The organism is Methylocaldum sp. (assembly GCF_035627495.1).
Lineage (GTDB): Bacteria > Pseudomonadota > Gammaproteobacteria > Methylococcales > Methylococcaceae > Methylocaldum.
On the sequence record NZ_DASPLO010000167.1, the window covers coordinates 13,730 to 33,415 of the forward strand.

17 protein-coding genes are annotated in these 19,686 nt (G+C 59.7%); 7 read left to right on the top strand and 10 right to left on the bottom strand.

The genetic code is table 11. The features are described 5' to 3' along the window. Positions 1 to 178 precede the first annotated feature (178 nt). From VEB01_RS14775 to VEB01_RS14795, 5 genes are read right to left on the bottom strand one after another with little or no spacing between them, the layout of a single operon-like run. The gene (locus VEB01_RS14775; protein WP_324876721.1) at positions 179 to 3,544 is read right to left on the bottom strand and encodes an ATP-binding protein; all 3,366 of its coding nucleotides are present in this window, start codon (positions 3,542 to 3,544) and stop codon (positions 179 to 181) included. A gap of 1 nt (position 3,545) precedes the next feature. Next, positions 3,546 to 4,190 carry a DUF4194 domain-containing protein gene (locus tag VEB01_RS14780; RefSeq protein ID WP_324876723.1) on the bottom strand — a complete coding sequence of 215 codons (645 nt, stop codon included), beginning with the start codon at positions 4,188 to 4,190 and terminating at the stop codon, positions 3,546 to 3,548. After that, positions 4,190 to 5,635, bottom strand: a complete 1,446-nt coding sequence (locus VEB01_RS14785; RefSeq protein ID WP_324876725.1) for a DUF3375 domain-containing protein — start codon at positions 5,633 to 5,635, stop codon at positions 4,190 to 4,192. The genes VEB01_RS14780 and VEB01_RS14785 overlap by 1 nt, the downstream gene beginning before the upstream one ends. 5 nt (positions 5,636 to 5,640) lie before the next feature. After that, on the bottom strand, positions 5,641 to 5,910 hold the full coding sequence (locus VEB01_RS14790) for a hypothetical protein (protein WP_324876727.1): 270 nt from the start codon (positions 5,908 to 5,910) through the stop codon (positions 5,641 to 5,643). Next, a complete protein-coding gene (locus tag VEB01_RS14795; RefSeq protein ID WP_324876729.1) occupies positions 5,897 to 6,946 on the bottom strand; it encodes a Fic family protein in 1,050 nt (349 codons plus the stop codon). Before VEB01_RS14795 ends, VEB01_RS14790 begins: the two co-directional genes overlap by 14 nt. 436 nt (positions 6,947 to 7,382) lie before the next feature. Here VEB01_RS14795 and VEB01_RS14800 point away from each other — a divergent pair, with 436 nt between their 5' ends. Next, positions 7,383 to 7,889, top strand: a complete 507-nt coding sequence (locus VEB01_RS14800; protein WP_324876731.1) for a DUF1269 domain-containing protein — start codon at positions 7,383 to 7,385, stop codon at positions 7,887 to 7,889. Positions 7,890 to 7,966: 77 nt separating this feature from the next. Here VEB01_RS14800 and VEB01_RS14805 read toward each other — a convergent pair whose 3' ends face one another. After that, positions 7,967 to 8,638, bottom strand: a complete 672-nt coding sequence (locus tag VEB01_RS14805; protein ID WP_324876733.1) for a ribonuclease T2 family protein — start codon at positions 8,636 to 8,638, stop codon at positions 7,967 to 7,969. A gap of 382 nt (positions 8,639 to 9,020) precedes the next feature. On the opposite strand from VEB01_RS14805, the gene VEB01_RS14810 reads away from it, so the two are divergent. From VEB01_RS14810 to VEB01_RS14835, 6 genes are all read left to right on the top strand, one after another. Beyond that, complete coding sequence (locus tag VEB01_RS14810; protein WP_324876735.1) at positions 9,021 to 9,878, top strand: hypothetical protein; 858 nt, start codon at positions 9,021 to 9,023, stop codon at positions 9,876 to 9,878. An 85-nt stretch (positions 9,879 to 9,963) separates the two neighbouring features. After that, complete coding sequence (locus VEB01_RS14815) at positions 9,964 to 10,278, top strand: hypothetical protein (protein WP_324876737.1); 315 nt, start codon at positions 9,964 to 9,966, stop codon at positions 10,276 to 10,278. A gap of 247 nt (positions 10,279 to 10,525) precedes the next feature. Further along, the gene (locus VEB01_RS14820) at positions 10,526 to 10,681 is read left to right on the top strand and encodes a hypothetical protein (protein WP_324876739.1); all 156 of its coding nucleotides are present in this window, start codon (positions 10,526 to 10,528) and stop codon (positions 10,679 to 10,681) included. A gap of 8 nt (positions 10,682 to 10,689) precedes the next feature. Further along, positions 10,690 to 11,211 (top strand): cupredoxin domain-containing protein, encoded by a 522-nt coding sequence (locus VEB01_RS14825; RefSeq protein ID WP_324876741.1) that lies wholly within the window; start codon positions 10,690 to 10,692, stop codon positions 11,209 to 11,211. A gap of 3 nt (positions 11,212 to 11,214) precedes the next feature. Continuing rightward, positions 11,215 to 12,843, top strand: coding sequence for a b(o/a)3-type cytochrome-c oxidase subunit 1 (locus tag VEB01_RS14830; RefSeq protein ID WP_324876743.1), 1,629 nt, complete (start codon positions 11,215 to 11,217; stop codon positions 12,841 to 12,843). A 1-nt stretch (position 12,844) separates the two neighbouring features. Next, the gene (locus VEB01_RS14835; protein WP_324876744.1) at positions 12,845 to 13,501 is read left to right on the top strand and encodes a c-type cytochrome; all 657 of its coding nucleotides are present in this window, start codon (positions 12,845 to 12,847) and stop codon (positions 13,499 to 13,501) included. Positions 13,502 to 13,621: 120 nt separating this feature from the next. Here the strand turns inward: VEB01_RS14835 and VEB01_RS14840 are convergent, their stop codons facing one another. From VEB01_RS14840 to VEB01_RS14855, 4 genes are all read right to left on the bottom strand, one after another. Beyond that, on the bottom strand, positions 13,622 to 14,695 hold the full coding sequence (locus tag VEB01_RS14840) for a cytochrome-c peroxidase (protein ID WP_324876746.1): 1,074 nt from the start codon (positions 14,693 to 14,695) through the stop codon (positions 13,622 to 13,624). 128 nt (positions 14,696 to 14,823) lie between these two features. Beyond that, the gene (locus VEB01_RS14845) at positions 14,824 to 16,275 is read right to left on the bottom strand and encodes a B12-binding domain-containing radical SAM protein (protein ID WP_324876748.1); all 1,452 of its coding nucleotides are present in this window, start codon (positions 16,273 to 16,275) and stop codon (positions 14,824 to 14,826) included. 123 nt (positions 16,276 to 16,398) lie between these two features. Beyond that, positions 16,399 to 18,600, bottom strand: a complete 2,202-nt coding sequence (locus VEB01_RS14850; RefSeq protein WP_324876750.1) for a putative bifunctional diguanylate cyclase/phosphodiesterase — start codon at positions 18,598 to 18,600, stop codon at positions 16,399 to 16,401. 107 nt (positions 18,601 to 18,707) lie between these two features. Beyond that, complete coding sequence (locus tag VEB01_RS14855; protein WP_324876751.1) at positions 18,708 to 19,664, bottom strand: TrmH family RNA methyltransferase; 957 nt, start codon at positions 19,662 to 19,664, stop codon at positions 18,708 to 18,710. Positions 19,665 to 19,686 lie beyond the last annotated feature (22 nt).

A 19,686-nucleotide genomic window follows, 5' to 3' on the forward strand; every position in this document is an offset into this window, starting at 1 on the left:
GTTTGTGCGTCATACCGGCATGGATTGCCGGTATCCAGGACACACGGACGTGACCAGCCGTTGCCGTCCTTGGCTTCTGGGCCCCGGCACTCCCTGCCGGGGTGACGATCTCTGTGGATACCTATGTTCCGAGAGGGAGAGGGCTTTTTTAGAGTTTCCGTTACGGAACGGAATAATGTCACGCCGTGGCCCTCGCCTTTTCCGCTCGGTAGTCCTCGATGGAGAGGTTGCGCAGCTTGGAGGCGCGGCCTTCTTCGTTGTGCACGAAGCCGACGCTGGCCACGAAGGGTTCGATGATGTGGATCTTCTGCAGCGGCGTGACGATCAGGAGTTGCAGATTGAGCTGCTGAAACAGTTTCAGGCCGTACTGGGCCGATTCGTCCGAGCCGCGGCCGAAGGCTTCGTCGATGACCACGAAGCGGAAGGAGCGGGAACGCACCGCGCCCCATTCCAGGCCGAACTGATAGGCCAGGCTGGCCGCCAGGATGGTGTAGGCCAGTTTTTCCTTTTGTCCGCCCGATTTGCCGCCCGAGTCCGAGTAGTGCTCGTGCTCGGTTCCGTCGGCGCGCCAGCGTTCCGAAGCGGCGAACGTGAACCAGTTGCGCACGTCCGTGACCTTCGCCGTCCAGCGTCGATCCGATTCGGCCTGCCCCTCGCGTCCGCGGAAACGCTCGATGATCTCCTTCACTTGCAGGAATTTCTCTTCGGAGTATTGGGCGTCTTCCGAACCCGTTAACGCGCCTTCGGTGCATTTGCGCAACGCGGCTTGAAAATCGCGAAGGTCGTTGTCCTGGGATAGCTGCGCTTCCAGCACGATGTAGCGGCCGGGGTTGTAGTCGATCTGGTTCAGCGATGCATTGATCTGGCCGATCCGCTCCTTGATGGTTTCCCGCTCCCGGTTGAGTTGCGACTGGAAGTTGGCGACCTCGCGGATGGTGTTCTCGTTGAGCAGTTCCTTGAAGCGGGCCTCGAAGCGGGGCAGGTCGTCGGCCTGAAGCTTCGCCAGCATCTCGCGGTATTCGTGGGCGGCTTCGACGCTGACGTCCACGTCCTGGGTTTCCAGCCGGTAGGCTTCCTTGTATTCGGCCATGGCTTTGATGATCCTGTCGCGCAGACGGCCGAGCTTGGCGTCCTCCGCGTCGATGCGGCTCTGCAGCCACTTGCGCGTGTCCTGTTCCCGCGGGTCGCAGTTTTCGACTTCGAGGCGGTGTTCGCCCAGGGCGTCGGCTCGCATCGCTTCCAGCGAGACGAAGCGGTCCGCGTGGACGGCGTTGGCCGGGTCGTCGAGCACGGCTTGGGTTTGCACTCGCAAGGCGTCGGCGTCGCTCCTTTTCTGCACGGTCCTGGATCGATCATCCCTGCGGTCGACGAGCCGGCGTTCGGTTTCTTCCAGGGCGAGTACCAAGGCATTCAGCCGTTCGCCGAGTTGCTTGAGCACGTCTGAGGCGGCTTCGAGCTGGCGTTTTTCTTCTTGCAGCCTGGCCACTTCGCCGGCCAGGGGGTGCCAGTCGAGTTCGCGGAAGTCGCGGTAGACGTCCAGTTTGGATAGCGTCGCCAGCCGGGCTCTGATCGCCTTTTGTTCGGTGTCGAGGGCGGCGAGACGGCTGCCCAATTCGCCCAGCCGGGTTTCGAGCAGCCGGGCCCTGGCTTCGAGGGTCGCGATCTTGGCGGCGTTGGACCAGCCGAGCACGTAGCGGCCGCGGTCGTCCAGGCGGTGCCGGTCGTCCTTTTCGTGGCGCTCGCCGGGCGCCTTGATCTGGCCGGCGCGGGTGATGGACTTGGGCTCGCGGCGGAATTGCTCCTGGGTGGCGCAGCAGGCGTAGTCGAAGCGGTGGGCGAGTTCGCGTTCCAGCCAGTCGTAAAAGGCCGAGTCGGGCTTGACGGCGAGCTTGTGCACCAGCGAATCGCGGTGCAGGCTCGGCAGCTCGGCGCGATGGCCTTCCCGCACCCGGAAATAGACCAGCCGCCCCTTGAGATGGGTGCGGTCCACCCACTCCGCCACCCGCGCGTAATGCGCGTCCGGCACCAGCATGGACAGGCCGAAGTTGCGCAACAGGCGTTCCGCCGCGCCTTCCCAGTCGTGCTCGTCCTCGCGCACCTGGATCAGCTCGCCGGCGAACGGCATGTCGTCCTCGGACAGGTTCAGCGCCCGGCACAAGGCGGCGCGCATGGCGATCTGCTGGGCGTCGATATTGCTGCGGCGGGCCTTCAGGCTCTCGATCTCGGCCGTCAGCGCCTTGTGCTCCTCCCGGCCCTGGGCGAAAGCGAAGCGCACTTCGTTTTGCTCGTTCTGGAGCTCCGCTTCGCAGGCATCGGCCTTCTCCTGCAGGGCAGCGAATTCCCGCCGCTGGGCCAGAAAGGCGTCGTCATTCTCGGGCGGAGCGAGGGCCAGGGATCGCACCAGTTCGGCGTAGTCTTCGGCTTTTTTGCGTCGCCGCGCTTGTTCTTCCTCTTTCTGGCAGATTTCCTCGCCGATCCGCTCGATGCGGTCGCCGCCGTTCTCGGCGATGCTGCGCCTAAGTTCCCTCTCTTCGGCCTGCTGCCCTTGCTTTCGTTCCTCCAGCCGCGCCACCTGCGTATTGAGTCGCGCCAGGTCGTCGTCGAGTGTAGCGATGCGCTTTTCCAGCAGGCCGAGTTTCAGGCGCGCAAAGTAAGGTTTGAGCGCCTCGCGGCAAGCTCGCAGTTCCTCGCAGCGGGCGGCGAGTTCCGCATGCCGGTCGCAGTCGGCCACCAGCGGTGTGAGCAGTTCCACCTGGCGCTTGGCTTTCACTACCGCTTCGTGGGCGCGGTTGAGGTCGTCGAAATGGGCGATCAGGGCGGTAATGCGCGGGGCGACGTCGAAAGGTTCCAGCATGTGGCTGCGCACGAAGTCGGTCAGGTTGCCCACCGACTTCATCGAGACCGTCTGGTGAAACAGTTCCAGCGCCTGTTCGTTGTCGATGCCGAAGCGGCGCCGGAACCAGGCGCCGTAGGGCGGGAAGCTGTCGAAGATTTCGACGCCCGAGTTGCGCAGCCGTTTGCGCAAGGCGCCGATGTCCGAGCCGAAATGGGCGAAGTCCGTGGCGATGGACAGCGCGCGTTCGGCGCCGACGAAGAAACGCGCGGGCTGCCCCTGCGGTTCCTTCATCCAAAACACCTGGGCCAGGGTCACGGTCTGATCGTAGCCGGCATTGTGGAACACGCCGAGAATCACCGAGTAGCTATTGTGGTCGCGCAAGGCGACCGGCTTGGCCGAGCCGGTGGCGTCGCTGCGCTCGGACTTGTAATGGCCCAGCACGTAGGAGCGCAGGGTGCGTTCCCTGGTGTCGGCTCCGGCCGCCTTGTTGTAGGCGATGCGGTGGGCCGGCACCAGCAGCGTGGTCACGGCGTCGACCAGGGTGGATTTGCCGGAACCGATGTCGCCGGTGAGCAAGGCGTTCTTGCCGTCGAGATGCAGCGTCCAGACCCGGCCGTCGAAGGTGCCCCAGTTGAACACTTCCAGGCGGTGCAGGCGGTAGCCGGTGAGCGTGTCGTCGCCGATGAAATCCAGGCTCAGCGTTTCCATGTCAATCATTGTCTCGGTTGTCTTGTCGGTTCTCGAACAGATGCGCCTTGTAGGCGTCCAGCCGCTGATCGAATTCCGCCAGCCATTGCGCGTCGATGAAGGCCTTGAGAATGCGACGCACCTCGACCGTCGCTTCCTGCCCGGCGGCCGGCTTCAGGCGGCGCAGAAAGCCGAGCTCCACGATCTTGTTGAGGTGGGCGTCGACCTGGTCGATCAGCCTGGCCTCATTGCTGCCCTCGGGCAGGAACACCCGGATCAGCTCGACCGCCTCGCCGCGCGACAGTACCAGGCGGGTGTCGCCGCCGCTCGCATCGAATTCGGCCAGTTTCTTGCGCAGCAGCGCCAGCAGCAGGCTGACCGGGAACGACAGCGGGCGCCGGGCAACCAGGCGCGGCGTCTTGGCTGCGGCGTCGTCCTCGTCGTCGGCGCGCGAGCGCAGGAAGGCGTAGCCTTCGGCTTCGTCCAGCATCAGCTCCAGCCCGAGCACGGCCACGTAGTCGCGCGCGCGGCCCTGGAGATTGAGCAGCGCGTTCCACAGCGCGGGATCGCTTTCCCGGTAGATCACGCCCTTCAGCAGCGGCACCACCAGGGCCGACAGATCGGGCGCGGCGTTGTTCGGCGTTTCGATGTCTTGTTCCGCCATCATTACCTCACGAAGATCACCCGCGGCAGCCGGGCCTGTTTCATGCGTCCGTCGTCGCCGTAGTGCCAGACAATAATCTCGGTGACCTCTTCGTCCACTACGGCCTTGAAGGTTTCGCCCGCCAGTTGCAAGTAAGCGACCAACTCGGCAAGTCCCTGCTTCAGGGGGCGTTTCTCGCACAGTTCGCGCAAGGTGATTTGCGACCGCTCCTGCAGGGCGTGGCGGATGTGGCGCGACAGCGCCGCCTTGTCGATGACCACCTGGGAGAACAGCGCGGCGGCGTCCACCTCGGCGTCGCCCGTTTCCAGCGCCACGTCGGCGATCCGCGGCTTGATCGGCGGGACGTAGAGCGGCCTTTCCATGGGCAGCTCGATGGTCGCGGCGGTGTCGGCGACGGTCATCATCTCTCCCGAGGGCGGCGTGTCCCGCAGTTCCAGCGCCTTGGCCTCGATGCCATGCAGGATGTCCATGATGCGCCGGTTCTCCAGCCAGGCCCGGTCGTCCAGAAAGCGGCGCAACTGTTGCGACAGCTGGGCTACCGTGCGCTGGGTGTGTTCGCCCGCCTCCAGCCAGTCGTAGTGGATGCGCCGGGTGCGGGCGTCGGGCTCGAGTTCGGCCACGGGCGGCAGGATCAGCACCCGATCCAGCAATTGCGTCAACTCTTCCTGCCGTCGGCTGGACATCAGGAAATCCCAAAAGGCGCGAAAGCTCCGGCCCTGGTCCGAGTCGGCGATGGCGTCGCGTTCGCCCATGATCTCTTCCAGCAGCGCGCCTTTGCTGCCCTCCCACAGCGCGATGCGCTCCCGCACCCGCCGGTCCAGCGCGCGGAAATTGTGCTCCACTTCGCGGAAATCGGTGAGCAGCTCGCGGGCCAGGGCGATGAACTGCTGGAAGCGGTCCTTGAGCGCCGTGTCGTCCAGCAGGGGGATGTCGCCGGCCAGAATGCGCGCCACTTCGGCGTCGATCTCGTCGCGGCGCTTGTGCAATTCGGCGATGCGCGCCTCGGGGTCGGTCTCGGAGCCTTCGCTCATCTGCTTGAGCAGCTCGAACAGCGTGAGGAGCCGCGATTCCGTGCCGACGAAGGCGCGTTCGGTCAGCGTGCCCAGCCAGGCAATCGCCTTTTCGGTGGCCGGGGTCAGATCGAAATGCGGTTCGTCCGAGCCTTGAACGTAGAACTTGCGCAGCCAGGCCTTGTCGTTGCCGGCCCAGTCGTTCAGATATTCGAGCGCGGGTTTGGGAAAAGCGTCCTGCCCCAGCCGTTCGCGCAGTCCGAATAGCTCGTCCTCCAGCGCCTCGGCCAGATCCGCCTGCGCCATCACCCGCACATTGGGCGCGACGAACGCGCGATGAAGAAAACTCGCCACCAGCGGCGCATGATCCGAGCGCAGCAAGCGCCAGGCGGGATGGTTCTGGCGGAGAAGGTCAAGGGTGGCGTAGTCCAAGTTCATGCTTACTAGCCGTGAGAGGGATCAATCGCCCATAGCGATTCGGTGAAAGCGCCGTCCTCGTGTACCGCTTCGCGATAGACCGCGGGAATACGTTCCATCCAGCGCTGATATGCCTTGGCTGGGCGGGTACCGCGGCGCCCGTGTTGTATGACTGCGCATCCGACAGATTGCATCATGCCGCCGGGCATGGAAACATCCTGCGGCGCTTTCGGCAGCGTCGCGCAAAATGGAGTGCAATCCGTAGTCATCGGCCCGTGAGCGTCAGCGCAGTTCATACCAAACGCCGCGTCCGCTGCCATGCTGGTTCAGGTGTCCTCGCTCGACCAGTGCGCGGAAATGCTGCTTGAGCGTGTTGCGGCTTGCCTTGGTCAGCTTAATGGCGTCGCCGATCGTGACGCGACCGTGCTCGCGGGCGAACTCGACGATCTGTAGCGACAATCCGGGCAGAGGTGCCAGTACCAGCTTTTCACGCTCGACTTTTTTCTCGAGGCGCCTTATCTGCTCGGCTAGCGATCGCAGGAAGAACAGCAGCCAGGGCTGCCAGTCGGGCGCGTCGGATCGGATCGTCGCTTGGGTTTGTCGCAGGGCGAGGTAATAGGCTTCCTTGTTCTGCTCGATCACGCTCTCCAGGGAACTGTACGGTACATAGGCATAGCCCGCCTGCAGGAGCAGCAGCGTGGTCAGCACCCGGGAAAGCCGGCCGTTGCCGTCCTGGAAGGGATGGATCTCCAGAAACACCACCACCCACAATCCGATCAGCAACAACGGGTGCAGGCGAGCGGCGGCGCGCTCTTCCTGTATCCAGGTCATGAGTTCCGTCATCAGGCGGGGCGTGTCGAAGGGCGTTGCCGTTTGAAACACAACGCCGATCTGAACATCCTTTTCATCGAAGGCGACGACGCTGTTGCTTGATGTCTTGTAGTTGCCGCGATGCCGGGCATCCTTCTCGCTGTAGACGAGCAGGTTTTGATGCAACTGCTTGATGTGATTTTCGGTGAACGTGATGTCCTGCCAGGATGAAAAGACCAGCTCCATCAGCTCCGCGTAGCCGGCTGCCTCCTGCTCGTCGCGGGTGGCGAACGTTTTGATCTGCCAGTTGGGCAACAGGCGCTCGACTTTCCGGTCGGACAGCCTGCTGCCCTCGATCCGGGTGGACGAGCCGATGCTTTCTATCGTGGCCACGCGGCGCAGTGCCGACAGCCGATCGGGCGCAAGCGTGCCCAGGGCGCGCCATGCTCCCTTGAACTCGTCGATTCGGGAAATCAGAGTCAGAATTTCCGGCGTGATTTGGATGGTGTCGGAGCGGATCATCCAACCAATACTACACCCAATTACACCCATTCTCGATCTTTCACCAAAAGTGCACCCATTCACACCCAAATAGTATCGACGATCGAACGCAGGATACTGGCCGTACTTTATGCATCGATGGGTAAGTTGGCTTGCGGGCTGGTGAGAATTCCTGAGGAAAGACGCTGATGGGCGCGGGGAAAAGGTGTAAGCGCGACCACGAACCCCGCCCGCAACAGTGCTGTCTAACAGACGGTGTTGAATGCTTCGAAGGGGCGGTCCTAGCCGGCTTTTTCACGTGGGTTTGGGCGAGCGTGACCAGAGGAATGGTTCCGATCGGCTGGTCGCAGCTTGTTTCCGTGGGCGGGAAATATCGCTCGCCAGCGGCCGACATCGGGAAGCGGATCGATCCCGAAGCTACGGGAAACTGCCGGGAAATGACGTTTAGGAGACGGTTATGAAGAGAATTTATTTTTTGGTGCCCGATATCGAGATCACGAAGAAGATCGTGGACGAACTGCTTCTCGCCCGGGTGGATGAACGGCATATCCATGTTCTGGCGAAACGGGGAGTGCCGCTCGAAGATTTGCCGGAGGCGACGTTTCTGCAGAAGACCGACTTCATTCCCTCCCTGGAGCAAGGCATAGCCGTTGGCGGAATGACCGGCATGCTGGCCGGGCTGGTCGCGGTGGCCTTGCCGACCGGATTGGTTCTCGGCGGCGGAGCGGTCCTGGCGATTTCGCTGCTGGGAGCGGGAGTGGGCGCTTGGTCGTCGAGCATGATAGGCGCGAGTATCGGCAATAGACAGCTAAAGAATTACGAAGACGCCATGGAGCGGGGCGAGTTGCTGGTTATGGTCGACGTCCCGAAAGATCGGGTGGAGGAAATCGAAGAATTGATCAAAAAACATCATCCCGAGGCGGAATGCGAAGGCACCGAACCGACCATTCCGCCATTCCCGTAAGCGCGGATCGAGAGCGGACTCGGATACGGCGGCTGGAACGGGAAAAGCCCGGTATGCCGCTGTTCTTGTCTCCGAACTCACTGCGCTTGGGTGATCGTAACCGTCTTTAGCGCTCGGCATGTGTCCCGGATATTCTCGCATCGGGTAAAGGCGTGGGTGTTCCGGTCAAAGCAAACCATGACTTCATCCAAAGTCTTGGTGCTGCTTCTTTGCCCATTGGCACCGCAGGACAGCACGATTTCGTCGGCGTCCAGCCCCGGATTTTTCTCCATAAACAGCCACTTGATCTCATCCGCTTCGACAGTACCCGCGAGCCGGGGCAAATTCAGGTTCCCGTAAAGCGCTTCGGTCAGAGCGAAATAATTGTTGCGGGATAGCGCACTGCAGGTTCCGTGCGTTTGCCATTCGTGACGGATCAAATAGTCCGACGGCATGAAGGCGTAAATTCTCGGGTTATCGACCGGATCGGTTCGGCGGCCGTTTCGGCAATTTCGTGGGGAGTCGTTTTCGCATTGCGGCCAAAGCCCGTGGACGATGAATTGGCGGTTTTCCCGACATTGCCGTTCGTCTGATTGGTCGGGATGCGAACGGCAAAATTCCGGCGACCAGGATAAAGCCAGTGCGTAATACTTGAATTTTCCGGCCACGTTGTTACGGCAGGCGTATTCGTCTTCCGCGCTCCAGTCGGCATAAACCATTAAAGCCGAAAAGCTCAGCAGGAATAAGATAATCCTCTTCAGGATACTCACGATTTTCCCCTAGGAAAGGCCACGGTTGACGCGACCGTTTGTGATTGAAACGATGGTAAAAGGATGAGTTTCGTACCTCAATCCATTCTTGTATTTTGATTTATTACGGATTATCCGGGCTACGGCGGCGGTCGAGTGGATTAGTGCCTGGCGCCGCGGTTCTCCGTGAGCCCAAAACGTGGAACCCGGCGTTCTCGGATTTATAGTTCCAGATATGGCCTCCTTATCCGAGCACCGAAGGTGCAATCGATTTGGAATTTAGGGTGCAAAAATGGTTTTAGTTGTCTCAAGCAGCGCATCAGCTTTAGGATCACAGTTTTTTATACACCTCGGAGGTGCAAAGTTTTGCGCCTTTTGGAGTGCCCATTTGTAGCTAGCCTTCATGCTCATCGACCACATTTTCCCCGCCGTCGTAGCTGAGAAAAGCACGCTGCAAAACCGCCTGCTTGCTGAGGCAACGGCGAATAGCTTGTCCGGCGAAGTTTTCGGTTCTGTGATTACTGGCGTTCCCGAACGGCTTATCAATGCGGGCTGCTTTCTCGACAAAATGACTGGCTTGTGGCGCTATGAGTTCGGCGTCCCCTACAGCATCGAAAAGAGTCACGTCTGGGGCACCCACATGTGGGTGCCCGTTTCCAAGCTTTTCGCTGCGCTGTACTGTGCTAAGACCCGTCTCGCTGACGGTAAGCGCACCGACTACCTTGCTCGGTTGGCTGACCCGGAGAGACATCAAGCAGTGCTTGTCGAGATGATCCCACCACACAAAATCGATCCGGCCATCCCCCTGGAGTTCGAAGTGGCTGGGTTCGGGGCAGGAAATCACACAATTGATTGGGTTATCCGACCCGAAGAGGATCGCATTGTATTGCTGGACGTGAAAAGGAGAACAACCGATTTCATTCAACAAGCGGAGGAGATGGCAGCAGATAGTTCTTCTCAAGAACCCACCCATGATCCATCACTTCTATTCCGTAGCGTCGAGCAGAAATTCGTGGCAGCCAATCCTGATAACCAGCTCCAGGGAGTCTGGATATACACGGACATAAAGCAAAATGAAGAGCGGCTTCTTTTCGCTTTTTCCGCCCTCTGTGTGAGCCGAGTTCACTTCGTCATTCTTGGCGACTGGAGGTCGGATGCGTATGTGCTCTCCCGTAGGCCCGAAGATCGACAATTTCTTCTCGACCTATTTCGTCTGAAATCATCTACCCGTTTCACCTTCAGAACCGAAAATGAAGGCTAACTATTCGTTCAAGTGGGACGCCTGCCAGCGGAGCTTTCGCCCCGCCCTCAGCTCGGGCACGTTATAGGTACAAGCATGGTGATTTATGAACTTAGATAACTTACAAAAACACTATGATCTTTTAGAAGAAAGAGGATTCATTACGAACTGCCCTCCCAGATCAGATCTAAAGGTCTATCACGACAAAGTTTCGCAGTATTGTGAACATTTGAATAAGCTTGCCTTGTCGAGCGGAAACTACATCGATCCACCCTTCGGTAGCGTGCACTTGAATGAGCCAGCAGGCGACTACATCGCCATCTTCAAAATAGACGGCACTCATGAAGATGATGCGATGGATGTGATTAATGCGCATGCCAACAAAATGGCACGTCAAGCAAGGGGGCGTCGCCATTGGTGAGGCGTGTATAACACATCGCTCCAGCCCGCGTAGGGCGCATTAGCTTTAGCGTAATGCGCCGAATGAGCCGCCTCTCCATTGCGGCGGAATACGGGAGTACCCTATTCCGCCCTCCACAGGCTATCGCGCAGCCATCGGAATCTGTTGTTTTACCGCAAATCGTAACGGATTAAAGCTTGCCTTTGGCAATCAGGCGGGGCACACTCCGGCTTGTTGACGCACGGCTAATTCTGTCAAGGGGATAGACATGGATATAAGAAATAATGAAGAAGAACGTTTTGATCCCTCGAAATTCACGCCGATCGGTACCTGGACGCTGCTCTGCCTGATCGTCACCGGAATGGTGATCGCCTGGCTCTTCCTTTACTTCGGCGTATTCCTGCCGCGCGGCGGCGTCCAGTGAGGTAAGCCATGCACATCCATCCGCTCGAAAAAAAATGGATCTATGTGGTTCTAGCGGTCATCGGCATCTTGCTGGCCGCGATTTTCTATACCGCCATCGCACGGAATATCCACCCGCCCGGCCACATCGAAACCATCGATTCCGCCAGCCTTCATCTCAGCGAGGAGTTCGCCGAGGATAAACTGGGCGTTTGGACCCAGCCGGACGGAACCATCAAAGTGATCCTGGTCGCCGCCCGCTACGGGTTTTACCCTCGCCAGATTCAGATTCCCGCCGGAACCCAGGTCACCTTTCGCATCGCCAGCGCCGACGTGCTGCACGGCATTCATATCCCCATGACCAATATGGCCACCATGGTCGTGCCGGGTTATGTTTCGCAGGTCACCACGACATTTCCGAAGCCCGGCGAGTATCCCATGCTCTGCAACGAATACTGCGGGCTCGGACACGATCACATGTGGAGCAAGGTGACGGTGGTGGCCAAGGAGAACTGGCCCACCGCCTCCAACGTGCAACCAGTCGGGAGATAAGCTATGGCGGATATCGAAGTCAGAAAACTCGCCCTGAGCCATTTTTGGGTGGCTTTCGGCGCCTTCGGTTTGGCAGCGGTTTTTGGGTTCTACCAGGTGCTGGAGCGCAGCGAGCTGATCCCGGCGATTCAGTCGCCCGGCGTGTACTTCGCTTCCGTCAGCACTCATGGCGTGTTGATGGCTTATGTGTTGACGACCTTTTTCATCATGGGGTTCGGCTATGTCACGGCCGTGTCTAGCCTGAAAACGCCGTTATGGAACCCGAAATGGGCCTGGATCGGCTTTTGGACAAGCACGGTCGGGACGGGATTGGCTGCGATCCCGTTGCTGCTTGGCCGGGCGTCCGTGCTTTACACCTTTTATCCGCCGGTACAGGCCCATCCGCTGTTTTACATCGGTGCGACACTGCTGGTGGTGGGCTCTTGGTTCTGGTGCGTGATCATGATCGTCATGCACGGGCAGTGGAAAAAAGCCCATCCGGGCGAGCCGGTCCCCTTGCCGATGTTCGCCACCACCGCCAATGCGATTCTGTGGCTTTGGACCAGCGCGGGCGTGGCGGCGGAGGTTTTGTTCCAACTCGTTCCCTGGGCTTTGGGACTCAAACAGACCGTGGATGTGGGGCTCGCCAGAACGCTCTTCGCCTGGACCCTCCACCCGATCGTTTATTTCTGGCTCATTCCGGCCTACATCGCCCTTTACAGCTTCGTCCCCAAGGCGGCGGGCGGCAAGCTGTTCAGCCATGAGTTGGGTCGTATCGCCTTCGTCATGCTGTTGGTGATGAGCCTGCCGATCGGTTTTCACCATCTCTACATGGACCCCGAACAGGGGGCCGGTTTCAAGCTGGCTCACGGCGTGCTCACCTTTCTGGTGGCCGTGCCGACTCTGCTTACCGCCTTCACGGTGACCGCCTCGGTGGAAATGGGCGGCCGCGCCAAGGGCGGTACGGGTTTGTTCGGCTGGATCGGGACGCTGCCTTGGCGTAATCCTATGATGCTGGCTGGAATTCTGGCGGCTTCGATGCTGGTCCTGGGCGGTTTCGGCGGCCTCGTCAACGCCAGTTATGCACTGAACGCCATGGTCCACAATACGGCTTGGGTGGCCGGTCATTTCCATCTCATTTTTGGCGGGACCACCATCATCATGTACATGGCCATTGCTTATTACCTTTGGCCGTCTGTGACCGGCAAGCCGCTCTATTCATCCAAGATGGTTCTCGTACAACTGTGGTCGTGGTTTTGGGGGTTCGTCATTCTGACGACTGCCTGGCATATCCTCGGGTTGCTCGGACAGCCGCGCCGCATTTCGACCGTGACCTACAACAGCCCTCTCACATTTGCCTGGGATCCCTATGTGCTGACCATGGTCGTCGGGGGGACGGTGCTCACGGCTTCGGCCGCGCTGTTCGTCTACATCCTCGCGAAATCGCATCGTCAGAAAGAAACCGGACCCGTGCAGGCTTATGAGATCGAGTACGTCGAAGACCTGGAACCGGTGACCCGGGTGCATCCGCTGTTGAACGGCTTCAGCGTGTGGAATATCGTGATAGCAGCGCTCATGCTGGCGAATTTCGGCTATCCCATCGCCCAATTTTTCCTTATTAAAACCTTCGGCTCGGTCGCGTGGGGTTACTAAGATGAAAAAGTCCTATCTGCTCGGATGGATGTTGCTCGCGGCGGTTAGCGGTCAAGTTGTGGCGGAGCCTTCAACGCACGTGGCGTGGACGCCGGAAACCCTGAAGTTCGTTAAGAACGGCAATGCCGAGAAGGGTAAGGAAATCGCCCAAGCCTGCGAAGCCTGTCATGCCGCCACGCCTGAAAATGCCGAAAGCGAATACCCTTATCTTCAAGGGCAATCGGCGACCTATCTCTACAAGCAACTTCATGATTACAAGGACGGCAGCCGCTCGAACGAGATCATGGTGGGCATATCCGCCGGCTTGTCGGATCAGGACATGGCGGACGTCTCGGCGTGGTACAGCCGCCAGCCCGCGGCCCCTGCACAGAAGATGGGCGAGGTTCCGGACGCCATCCGCGAACTCGTCAGCCAGGGCGACGGAAGGCGGATCGTCGCACCCTGCGCCTCCTGCCACGGTTCCGCCGGACAAGGCCAAACCATGGACACGCCGGTTCTCGCCGGTGACAAAACCAGCTATCTCGAACAAACGATGTTGGCATACAAATCCGGCGCGCGGCACAACGATATCTACCAGCGCATGCGCCTGATCGTGCAGCAGCTCAGCGACGAGGAGATCAGACAGCTCGCGCGGTATTACGCCGGTTTGGAACGCTGATTTACCTATTGTCCGTGTAGTTGTAGGCCGGAATAAGCGAAGCGTTTCCGGCAAAATGAGCGCCGGGAACGGCTCGCTCCTTCGACTCCGCTCAGGACAGGCTTATCCCGGCCTACACCGCTAATGCTTTACCGTTCCTTCAGGCTTCACCGTGCCCTCCGGGGTAATTTCCACGATCGGCAGGGGCGTGTCTTTCGTGTGAGGCGGCAGGCTGGTCAATTCGATTTTGGGTTGATCGCCGGTCAAGGTTCTCAAAAAGGTGACGACCGAGTCGATTTCCGGATCGGTCAGCTTGGCGCCCAATTGGGCCGTGCCCATGATGGCTACGGCCTGCCTCAGATCCCACACCTGGCCGGAGTGGAAATAGGGCGGGGTTAACACGATATTCCGCAGGGAGGGCACTTTGAAGACGTACTCGTCGCTCGCGGTATTGGTGACGGTGAAGCGTCCTTTGTCCTTCAGCGGCAGGATCTCCGCGCCGGGCTTTTCCACGACACCGAAGGGAAAATAGCCGTTGCCGCCCATGTTGATCCCGTTATGGCAATTCGAGCAGCCCTTGTTCGTGAAAACTGCCAAGCCTTGCTTCTCCGCCTCGTTAAGCGCTTTGTCGTCGCCTTTGAGATAGCGGTCGAACGGCGAATTCGGGGTGATCAGGGTCGCTTCAAAAGCTTCGATAGCTTTCGCCAAATTATCGAAACTCACTGGATTGGGCTCGTTCGGGAAGGCTTTCTTGAAGCGGTCGACATACCCGGGAATGGTGGTTAGGGTTTTTTCGAGCCGTTCGGGGGTGTTGTTCATTTCCACGCTCGCCTGCAAGGGACCCTTGGCCTGCGTCTGAAGGTCTGCGGCCCGACCGTCCCAGAACTGGGCGACATTGAACACGGAATTCAGCACAGTGGGTGCGTTGCGGGGGCCTTTCTGCCATCCGTGGCCGATCGAGGTCTGCTCTAGATCGACGCCGCCCAACGCGAGGTTGTGGCAGCTATTGCAGCTGATCATCCAACTCCTCGAAAGGCGCGGATCGAAGTAAAGCATCTTGCCCAACTCGACCCTCTCCGGCGTAACGGCGGTGTTTCGGATGGGCGGCGGTTCGGTGGGAATAGGTTTGAACAGGGCCTGCGCCTTTTGCATGAGTTCGTCGGCTGCCCCTGCGGTTCCTGCCACTAGCAGTAGGCACAACAGTAGTTTTTTCACTTTTGCTCTCCTTACGAAAACCGAATATCGGAAGAACAAGCCCCGGAGGGCCATTATCGAGTTGCGTTTCGGTAGCTCAAATGCGATTTCTCAATTGCGGCTTGCCCGACCGGGCAGACTCGTTCAGCTCAGGCTGCAGAAATCTCGTTCGCTTCGGGTGGTGCTTTCGTGCCTTCCAGGCCTTCAAGGACCAGATTTCGCCAGACGGCGCGTTGCGGCATCAGCGGTGGCACCGCCGGATATTCAGGTCCCGGCGTGGGCCGGGCGACCAGTTCGGCGGGATCGCGCGTGACGACACCTCCTTTGCGGAAAAAGAGATTGTAGATCGTCCAATAGAAGCGGCTGCGTGCGTCCGAGTACGGAAAGCGCTGCATCATCGAAGGCACGGTGTAAAAGCCGTCGTAGGTTTTGAGATAGCCCTCGTAAAGTTCTTGGGGAGTGAGTCCGGTCGGCCGGTAGACGATATGCGATTGGTCGTACTTGTCCCAATCGTGAGAGACGATTCGGCCTTCGCGCATCATCTGGAACCAAGTGATGGTGCCGGGATAAGGTGTGAGGAGCGAATAACCGCACATGTCGAAGCCGGAATCGATGTTGAAACGAAGGGTTTCATCGAAGACCGAAGGTTCGTCGCCGTCGAAACCAAGCATGAAGAGTCCGAGAACCATGATTCCGTATTTGTGGAGCTTCTCCACCAGCGCCCGATAATCGTCCGGATTGTTTTGGCATTTGTGCACGTTGCGGAGCGTCTGCCGCGAGACGGATTCGAAGCCGATCGAAAGCATGAAGCAGCCGCTCTCCGCCGCCAGTTCCAACAATCGTTCATCGTGCGCATCGCGGCTGTTCACGGCGGCCTGCCATTTGAGCCCGCGTCCTTTGAACGCCTTCATCACTTCCATGGCCCGCTTCGGAGTGCCGAAGAAATCGGCGTCGTTGAGCAGGATAACCTTCTCCTCGCTTTCCTCGATTTCGGCGATGAGATCTTCGATGGGCCGGTAGCGGAAGCGAAGCCCGTACATGGTGGGTTCGGCGCAGAACATACAGGCATGATGGCAGCCGCGTGAGGTTTGAATGAACCCCTTGTTGATGTAGCGATTGCTTTTCAGGAGGTCTTGGCGCGGGCGGGGAAGTCCTTCCATCGAGTGCAGACGGTCCGCCTTGTAGATGCCTTTCAGCCGTCCCCGCTTGAGATCGTCGAGCACCTTGGCCATAACCAGTTCGGCTTCGCCGACCACCACTGCATCGGCATGCTGCAAGGCCTCGTGGGGCATATAGCTCGCGTGCACCCCTCCCATGATCACCGGTACGCCGCGGCGCCGAAACGTATCGGCGATTTCGTAACCGCGTTTGACGTACGACGTCATCGCCGAAATCCCGACCATATCGATCTTCAGATCGAAATCGATCGGCTCGATGTTTTCGTCGGTCAGGACGATATCGTACTCGTCCTCGGGGATGAGCGCCGCAACGGTCAATAGCCCCGCGACCGGGGAGTACAGTGCGCGGCCGAAGAGCATCGGCCGGGTGGCGAATGTGTCCGCCCTGGGGTTGATGAGATGGATGCGGCGCGTAGCGGGCATTATGCAACCTCCGTGTCCATAGGGATCAAGGCTTCCTGCTTATTTCCTATTCGATTTTGACGGCTTGTCGAGGTGATTGCAAAACTTTACGCCGCCGGGAGCTCGTGCGGCGGGATGGTCCGGCTACACGATCCGGGTGTGGCGTATGCCGTACGACTCCGATTGCCGGCTGATAAACGCCTCGAACTCGTCGGCGTCGATAGGCTCCTTGAGATGATATCCCTGGCCGAACCCACAATCGATGCGCTGTAAAAACTCCAATTGGTCGGCCGTTTCGATGCCTTCGGCTACCGCGTCCAAATTGAGGTGCTGGGCTAAGTTGACGATGGCCTCCACGATGGCCGCATCTTGCTGGTTGTACCCGATGCTGCGGATAAAGCAGCGGTCGATTTTCAGTTCGTCGAGCGGCAGCTGTTTGAGATAAGCCAGCGAGGAGTATCCGGTCCCGAAATCGTCCAGGGACAAGCGCACACCCGCCTCCTTCAGTGCGCGCATTCTTTTTAGTGTGCTTTTGACATCTTCCATTACGGCGCTCTCGGTCAGCTCAAACGTGATCAGGCAGGGATCGACTCCCCGTCGGGTCAGCGTCTGCAAGATGGTGTCTACGAGGTGCGGATCGCGGAACTGCACCGGGCTAAGATTGACCGACACGGTGCGGATGTCGGTGAGCAAGCCTTTTTGCTCCCAGTGACGCAGGTACATGGCCACTTGCCCGATGACCCATTCGCCGATGGGCAATATCAGGCCGGATGCTTCAGCGAGGGAAATGAGATCCGATGGGCCGACCACCCCCCGTTCCGGGTGCAGCCAGCGCATCAGTACTTCCGCGCCCGAGGGGCGGCCGGTTTGGAGGTCGAATTGCGGTTGGAAATAGAGGCGCAGTTCCAACCGATCGATCGCGCTGCGGAGTTCTTCTTCGAGAGCAAGCCTCCGCTGAGCGCTTTTGTGCATTTGTGGGTCGTAGAACCGGAGGGCGTTTCGGCCCTCGTGCTTCGACCGGTACATCGCCATATCCGCATGCTTGAGCAAATCTTCGCCCGTTCCGGTCGCCTCGGGAAAAAGGACGATGCCTATGCTCGGCGTCACGTGGTAAGAATGACCTCCGAGCCGATAGGGTTCCCCCAGTGACGCGAGCACCTTCTCCGCTATTTTCCAGCACTTGTCGCGGGCGTTCTCCGGCTTGTCCGCCACCTCGGAAAGCAGTATCACGAACTCGTCGCCGCCGTACCGCGCTACGGTGTCCTCGCTGCGAATCTGCGAGGCTAGACGATTGGCCGCCTGCTGCAACAGCGCGTCTCCCGCCGAATAGCCCAGCGAGTCGTTGATGTTTTTGAAGTTGTCGAGATCCAGGAAAAGCAGCGCCCCGTACCAGCCGTGCCTTTTCGAGGCCGCCAATGCTTGATCGATCCGCGCCTGGAGAGAGCGGCGGTTCTCCAGCCCGGTGAGCTCGTCGAAGAATGCCAATCGCTCGACCTTCGCTTCCGCCGCCGTGCGGGTTTCGATCTCGTTCTCCACCCGTCGGTAAGTGGAAGACATGCTGATCATGAGACCGGTGAGCACGCAAATGTAGCTGGCCTTTTTGAGCAGATGGGCCAGGTCGAATTCAAGATCGAACAGTTGGCTCGAAGACGACATGAAGACGGCTTGGGATACGAAACTCACGATCAGCGACAGCACCATCCAGTGCTCGGAACTGTCGCTCTTCCATTCTCCTTTTTTCAAATAGCCGACCAGAGCGAACAGGAAAAGCAGGGCGGGAACGAGTTCCTGGGGACGGTGAAACGGATTAGGCAACGAAGCTTGGTAATGGGCGGGCGGAAGCGGCACGAAGGCGAAAAAAAGAAAGCTCAGCAGGGCGGCCGTGGCAGTCGTCAAATAAACGGATCGCTCATCCAATCGGCCGGCTTCGCCGAGCTTCGCTTCCCGGCGCCAAGCCCACCAGCTCAACAGCATGGCGGAGGCTAGAAAGAAACGCGAGGCCATCCAGCTCCACGGGATCAGTGACGCCAATTCCGAAGGTAATCGCTGGCTCAGCCATTCGGAAGTCACCAGCGCATGGTAGCCGTCGAGGAGGCCGGTACCCAGGAAACCGGTGCCGATGACGAGAAAGGTATTGCTTTTGCGGCTGTAGTAACGGACCAGCGCCAGGGCCCCGATTATCAACGCCAGCAGTGTCGCAACCGCTTCCATGACCGTGTGCAGATGCGCCGAGCCGGTCCAGGGGTGGCCGCGAAGAGCCAGGTAGCCGGCCGCGAGGAGCAAGGCCAGCAGCCCATAGCTCAGCAAGCGGCGCCTGACCGACATATCGGAAGGGATATTATTCAAGGCGAGGGAAGATCTTAAAGTGATCTAAGAATTTTAGTCAGAAATCGCCGACGTGCCTGTCGGCCGGCACGGCATGGCGCCATAAGGAGCGGAAAAGCCGTTTCCTCTCATTTCGTAGGGCGATTTTTCGGGGTACTGCCGCCCCTCGGTTTTCCCTGCGGCGGATTCATTCGACGTGCGGGCCGCGCGGCATCGGGGCGTGGACGCAACCCGTAGGCCAGAATCGCGGCGGTCGCCGATACGTTGAGGGATTGTACTCGGCCGGAACCCTGTAGGGTCACGACGGCTTCGCAGGCCGCGAGCGTCGCGGTGGGAAGCCCCTCTTCCTCGTTGCCCAGAACCAGAGCTACGGGGCGAGAGTCCTGTGCCAGGGTCTCCAGGGGAACGCCGTGCCCCAAGGCCGTACCCACGATCCGATAGTCGCGCCTGAGATTCCGCAGTACGCCGGGCAAAGACACCGCCCGATAGATTTGCAGGTATTCGAGTCCGCCCTCCGCCACGCGATAAGCCGATTCGGAGAGTCCGGCCTGGGCCGGATGATCGGAGATCACCAGGTTCTGAAATCCGAAAAACGCCAGCGTGCGGGCGATGGCGCCCAGGTTGTGAGAATTGCCGATGCCGTCCAGGATGAATAGGGGCTGCCCGCTCTGAGCCCAACGATGGGCTTCCGCGAGATCGAGGGGTGGAATGGGCCGCGGCTCGGCAACCGCGACGATGCCGCCGTGCAGCACGGTGCCGGCGACACGCGCCAGTTCCTCGGTGTCCACCATGCGGTAGGGACGACGAAGCCGAGCCATGCGCGCGCAGAAGTCTCCCACCAGCGGCACCAGGCGCTCGTCGTAAAAAAACCGCAGAACCCGGTCGGGATCGCGCTTGAACAGGGCCGTGACGGCGGGCAATCCGGCGATTCTGATCGTACGCTCGGGCGCGTGGCCAGCCGATTTCTCCGGCTGCGGTTGCGGGCGGTTCGGGGGGCGTACTTGCCGGGGCGGGCGGTCCGGAGTTCGGGGTGTTTTCGGTTTGGACACAGAAGGATTTGCATAGTAGTTTCTACGGTTTTCCATTCTACCCATTCCGGGCCGTCCG

Coding starts and splice junctions, on each gene's coding strand:
- VEB01_RS14800 (WP_324876731.1), top strand. CDS start 7,383: ATGAAGAGAATTTATTTTTTGGTGCCCGATATCGAGATCACGAAGAAG.
- VEB01_RS14780 (WP_324876723.1), bottom strand. CDS start 4,190: ATGATGGCGGAACAAGACATCGAAACGCCGAACAACGCCGCGCCCGAT.
- VEB01_RS14845 (WP_324876748.1), bottom strand. CDS start 16,275: ATGCCCGCTACGCGCCGCATCCATCTCATCAACCCCAGGGCGGACACA.
- VEB01_RS14825 (WP_324876741.1), top strand. CDS start 10,690: ATGCACATCCATCCGCTCGAAAAAAAATGGATCTATGTGGTTCTAGCG.
- VEB01_RS14835 (WP_324876744.1), top strand. CDS start 12,845: ATGAAAAAGTCCTATCTGCTCGGATGGATGTTGCTCGCGGCGGTTAGC.
- VEB01_RS14790 (WP_324876727.1), bottom strand. CDS start 5,910: ATGAACTGCGCTGACGCTCACGGGCCGATGACTACGGATTGCACTCCA.
- VEB01_RS14775 (WP_324876721.1), bottom strand. CDS start 3,544: ATGGAAACGCTGAGCCTGGATTTCATCGGCGACGACACGCTCACCGGC.
- VEB01_RS14830 (WP_324876743.1), top strand. CDS start 11,215: ATGGCGGATATCGAAGTCAGAAAACTCGCCCTGAGCCATTTTTGGGTG.
- VEB01_RS14820 (WP_324876739.1), top strand. CDS start 10,526: ATGGATATAAGAAATAATGAAGAAGAACGTTTTGATCCCTCGAAATTC.
- VEB01_RS14855 (WP_324876751.1), bottom strand. CDS start 19,664: ATGGAAAACCGTAGAAACTACTATGCAAATCCTTCTGTGTCCAAACCG.
- VEB01_RS14795 (WP_324876729.1), bottom strand. CDS start 6,946: ATGATCCGCTCCGACACCATCCAAATCACGCCGGAAATTCTGACTCTG.
- VEB01_RS14815 (WP_324876737.1), top strand. CDS start 9,964: ATGAACTTAGATAACTTACAAAAACACTATGATCTTTTAGAAGAAAGA.
- VEB01_RS14810 (WP_324876735.1), top strand. CDS start 9,021: ATGCTCATCGACCACATTTTCCCCGCCGTCGTAGCTGAGAAAAGCACG.
- VEB01_RS14785 (WP_324876725.1), bottom strand. CDS start 5,635: ATGAACTTGGACTACGCCACCCTTGACCTTCTCCGCCAGAACCATCCC.